At 32.9% G+C, this 5524-nt stretch carries 3 protein-coding genes; 2 read left to right on the top strand and 1 reads right to left on the bottom strand.

All coding sequences use genetic code 11. The features are described from left to right. Positions 1–182: 182 nt before the first annotated feature. The gene (locus JOC59_RS09050) at positions 183–371 is read right to left on the bottom strand and encodes a YjzD family protein (protein ID WP_205144424.1); all 189 of its coding nucleotides are present in this window, start codon (positions 369–371) and stop codon (positions 183–185) included. A gap of 144 nt (positions 372–515) precedes the next feature. Here JOC59_RS09050 and JOC59_RS09045 point away from each other — a divergent pair, with 144 nt between their 5' ends. Next, entirely contained in the window at positions 516–3854 is a 3339-nt protein-coding gene (locus JOC59_RS09045) for a DNA polymerase III subunit alpha (RefSeq protein WP_205144423.1), read from the top strand. Between the two features lie 102 nt (positions 3855–3956). Beyond that, a complete protein-coding gene (gene pyk / locus JOC59_RS09040) occupies positions 3957–5393 on the top strand; it encodes a pyruvate kinase (protein WP_205144422.1) in 1437 nt (478 codons plus the stop codon). The last annotated feature ends 131 nt before the right edge of the window (positions 5394–5524 follow it).

Genomic DNA, 5524 nt, shown 5'->3' with positions numbered 1-5524 from the left:
TGTGTGAGAACTCCAATGATACCTGATTTTTAAGTCTTGGTGTTTTTATTTTGTCATTTTTCTAAAGTGGCTAACTTGATTATAAAATTCGCCATTGATACTAAATAGTGATATTTGATTATTAAAAAGAGTCTAGGACAAAGTCCTAGACTCTTTTTAGGCTAGTAAATTTACTAGTAAGATTAATTGTGTTTTTCTTTAAGAGTACTTTTTGAAATACCACTAAATGTAATGGTACCAATTAAAGCCATAATAACTGACCAAACTGCAATGGATAGGGGAGAATAAGTTCCACCTTCCAATGCTTGACCAATATAGCCCAATACTTCACCAAAAATAGCTCCCCAAAAAATTGCAATAATATACTTCATATTCTCACCTACTAAATTCTTAAATAGTTAAAAACTTTACAAAGCAACCACACGTTAAGTGTACGCTCAATAATAATAAATGCAAGGGTAAAAATTAACTGCTATAATAAGCCATGAGAAAAAACGATAGGAGGACTAAAGGTGATGCAGTATTTTCCAATTCAAACTATTAGTGCTTATAGTTTGTTACAGAGTCCAATGACACCACGTGATTTAATAGTTGATGCTAAAAATAAAGGATATAAAGCAATTGCATTGACTGATTATAATGTATTATACGGTGTAACTAGTTTTTATAATGCTGCTAAGTTTGTTGGAATTAAACCGATAATTGGACTAACTATTGAGTTAACTGGGCTTGTTAATACGAATACTGATGAAAAATTAATTCTATTAGCAAAGAATCAAGCAGGATATCAGAATTTGATGAAAATTTCATCATATAAAATGCAAACAACAACCAAATTGACAGCAACCTTAAATAATGTTTTAAACAATCTTAAAAATTTATTTGTCATAATACCAATGTATGGTGAGATGGTGCAATTATTACAACAAGGTAATGAAGAAGCCGCTAAAGATTATTTAGCTACTTTGCGAAATAACATTGATGATAATCAAAGTTTGTTATTAGGAATAAGTTTAAATTATTCAAATGTTTTTAGAAATAAGTTAATAGCATTTGCTAATGATAATGATCTTAAATTGGTAGTTAATGAGAAAGTTAATTATTTAAAAAAGACAGACTTATTTGCAACAAAAGTTCTACAAGCAATTGATGCAAATATTACTTTAAGCAATATTGGTAAAATAAAAAATGAGACGGGAGAATTTTTCTTAAAACAACCAACCGATGTTGAGCAAGCATATCAAATGGCAGGATTAGGAGACGCATTAGATAACCTAACAACTATCTATGAAAAATGTCAACTTGATTTAATTTTTAAAAAACCACAGTTACCGACTTATCAGCCATTTAATAAGCAACAAGATTTAACATCAATTGAATTATTACGTAGAATTGCTAAACAAGGGTTGCAAGACAGAAGATTAATCACAACCGTTTATCAACAAAGATTAGCTGACGAAATAGCCGTAATTGAAAGGTTACAGTTTGCCGATTATTTTTTAATTGTATGGGATATCTTAAATTGGACACATCAGCAAAATATTCAAACAGGACCTGGTCGAGGTTCAGCAGCGGGGTCATTAGTAGCGTATGCTTTAAAGATAACGGATGTTGATCCACTTAAGTATGATTTGTTGTTCGAAAGGTTTTTAAATGAACAAAGAGCACAAATGCCAGACATTGATATTGATTTGCCGGATAATCGCCGTGAAGAAGTTTTAAATTATGTGCATAAACGATACGGACATGAAAATGTCGCGCAAATTATCACATTTGGTACGTTATCTGTTAAGCAAGCAGTAAGAGATGTTGGACGCGTATTTGGGTACACTCAAGCACAATTAGCACAGCTCGCTAAGCCATTAAATCAAAAAAATTATAAATCATTAGCTGAGGCTTATGAAAAATCACAAGTATTTAAAAATATATTAAGTAATTTACCAAATGGACAATTATTATATACTGCTGCTCAAGCGATTGAAGGACTACCCAGAAATTACAGTACACACGCTGCAGGTGTTGTGATTGCAAATCGCCCTCTTGTTGAGATTGTACCCATTCAAGCAGGGACAGATGGTAGATTAATGACACAATTATCCAAAAATGATGTGGAAGCTTTAGGTTTATTAAAAATGGATTTTTTAGGATTAAGGAATTTGACCTTGTTAGCTGATACATTAACTTTAATTAATGAAAAAATTGATATCAGCTCAATAAATTTAAATGATAAGGCTACGTTAAATTTATTCTCGCAAGGCAATACCAATGGTATTTTTCAATTTGAATCAGATGGAATTCAGAATGTTTTAAGACGATTAAAACCAGATAATTTTGAAATGATCGCGGCTGTTAACGCTTTATATCGACCTGGTCCAATGGATAATATTGATCACTTTATCAAACGTAAGCATAAAATGGAAACAATATTATTTCCAGCACCGCAACTAGCTCCTATTTTAGCAAATACTTATGGAATAATTGTTTATCAGGAGCAGGTTATGCAGGTTGCCGCAGTTTTGGCTGGATTTAGTTTAACACAGGCGGATATATTACGTCGTGCAATCAGTAAAAAAGACGCGAATAAAATTGAAAAGTTAAAACAAGATTTTATTGTAGGTGCTAAAAAACTTGGCAATCAAGCGACTGTTGCTAATGAAGTTTTTGGTTATATTGAAGCGTTTGCAAATTATGGTTTTAATCGATCGCATGCCGTCGCATATTCAAAAATGGCATTTGAATTGGCATATTTAAAAGTACATTATCCGCTAGCATTTTATGCGACATTGATGAATTCGACTGTTGGTGATTATCAAAAATGGCAACAGTATGTTCAAGAATTAAATCAATTAAAAATTCCAATCTTAAGGCCGGATATAAACTTTAGTGAAGATAACATAATTATAGATAATAATGCACTTAGATTTGGTTTTAATGCCATTAAGGGATTACGGTCTGATTTTATTAAAGCAATCATTGATAATCGAAAAAAGTATGGGCAATATCAGGACATTGGTGATTTTATCAGTCGGCTTGATAATCGTTGGCGAAAAGTTACGGAAATTAGTCCATTAATTAAGATTGGCGTTTTTGACGGTTTTGGTTTTAATCGGAATGAATTGTTAAATGCACTACCAGGTTTTATTGAAGCAGTCGGTTTAGCGGGTGAGTCATTATCGTTGTTTGCAACAATGGCACCTAAGATTGATAAGTTACCAGATTTATCATTAACAGAAAAATTAAATAATGAAAAAATATTCTTAGGAACATATGTCACAAGTCATCCGGTTGAGCAGTATTCGGCGCAGTTTCATAACGATCATGCTACGAAAATTGTCAATATAAAAACACATAAAACTGCAACTGTACTGGGTTATATTAATCGGGTAAAAATAATTCGAACAAAAAAAGGTGAATCAATGGCATTTTTGCAGGTTAGTGACAATACTGGTGAAATGACAATAACGGTTTTTCCAAAACTATATCAAAAAATTGCTAAAATGTTGATCAATAATGAGGTTGTTGTGGTAAATGGTAAAATTGAGCAGAAGGAACAATTAAATTTAATAGCTGATAATATGCATTTTGCAAAGAAAAACATCCATCAAAAGCAAAATGGCGGGAAGTGGTGGTTAAAAATTACGGTTGACAAAGATGAAAATGAAATTTGGAATGATTTGAAAAAAATTATACAAGCAAAAGATAATCACGGTGATAATCCAGTAGTAATCGTAAATGCAAGTGATAATCGTAAAATTTTACTTGAAAAACAATGGTGGCTTAAAAAAAATAATGCTATTTTGACATCGCTTACATCGTTATTAGGTCAAGGAAATGTCATATTTACGGATAATTAATCATGAAAATTAAGGTAAAGTAAAGCTCACAATGCCTCAAAATATGGTATTATTACGAAGGAATGAAATTTCTAAGTTATATCTAAGGAGATATGTTACATCATGAAGAAGACCAAGATTGTTTCAACTTTAGGGCCTGCAAGTTCAGATGTCGATACTATTGTTAAGTTAATTGAAAACGGTGCAAATGTTTTCCGTTTTAATTTTTCACATGGTGATCACGAAGAACAACTAGGTAGAATGGAAGCTGTTCGCGAAGCAGAAAAAGTTACAGGAAAAACTGTAGGTTTCTTGCTCGATACTAAAGGTGCCGAAATTCGTACGACTAAACAAGGTACTGAAACAGGTAAAATTGAATTTAACGAAGGTGATAAGCTCCGCATTGCAATGGACGCCTCCGCTGAACAGTTAGGTAGCAAAGAAAAAATCTTTGTTACTTATGAAAATTTATTTGATGATGTCCAAGTTGGTGGCCATGTACTTTTCGATGATGGTCGTATTGACATGTTGATTGATGATAAAGATGCTACTACTCGTGAATTACTTGTAACTGTGCAAAACCCAGGTTTATTAGGTTCGCGTAAGGGTGTTAATGCACCAGGAGTTTCAATTAACTTACCTGGTATTACTGAAAAAGATGCAGATGATATTCGTTTTGGTCTTGATCAAAATATTAACTTTATTGCTGCATCATTTGTACGGAAACCAGAAGATGTTCTTGAAATTCGAGCATTATTAAAAGAAAAGAATAAGGAAGATGTAATGATCTTCCCTAAAATTGAATCACAAGAAGGTATTGATAATTGGTCTGAAATTGAAAAAGTTTCAGATGGGTTAATGATTGCTCGTGGAGACATGGGGATTGAAATTCCACCTGAAAATGTACCATTGGTGCAAAAAGACTTAATACGTTCAATGAATAAAGCTGGTAAGCCAGTTATTACATCAACTGACATGTTGGATTCAATGCAAGATAAACCACGCCCTACACGTGCTGAAGCCTCAGATGTTGCTAATGCCGTGTTTGATGGAACTGATGCAACTATGCTTTCAGGAGAATCAGCTAATGGTCACTATCCTAAGGAATCAGTTGCGATGATGGCTCATATTAATGAAAAAGCTGAAACTGCTTTAGCATTAAATGGTCGACACATTGATAATTTATTTGATGCAACTGACGTTACGGAATCTGTAGCTGCAGCTGTGGCTACTGCTGCTCGTAATTTAAATATTAAAACAATCGTTGCAGCAACAGCTTCAGGCTATACTGCTAAGATGATTTCTAAGCACCGTCCTAACGCTGATATTTTGGCTATTACTTTTAGCGAACGCGTGCAACGTTCATTGACAATTGATTGGGGTGTTGATCCAGTTGTTACTGAACAACCAGTTGATACTGATTCAATGATTGCTTTAGCTAAGAAAACTGCGGTTGAACGTGGTTTAGCTAAAAAAGGTGATCATATTATTGTAACTGCAGGTGTACCTGTAAATACTACTGGAACAACAAATATTATGACTATTCAAACAATTGACTAGGCCTATACGTTGTTTGGCAATGGTACTAATTATTTAGGCTCTTTGTCAAATGGTACTGATAGACTAAATAATTAAATTAATTTATTAAGCAACTAATTCGTAATTTGAATTAGTTGTTTTTTTGTAATTTA

Origin of the sequence: Periweissella beninensis (assembly GCF_016908275.1) — a bacterium.
GTDB classification, from domain to species: Bacteria; Bacillota; Bacilli; order Lactobacillales; family Lactobacillaceae; genus Periweissella; species Periweissella beninensis.
Note: the sequence above shows the minus strand (reverse complement) of the source record. Positions and strands in the feature narration are given on the sequence as shown.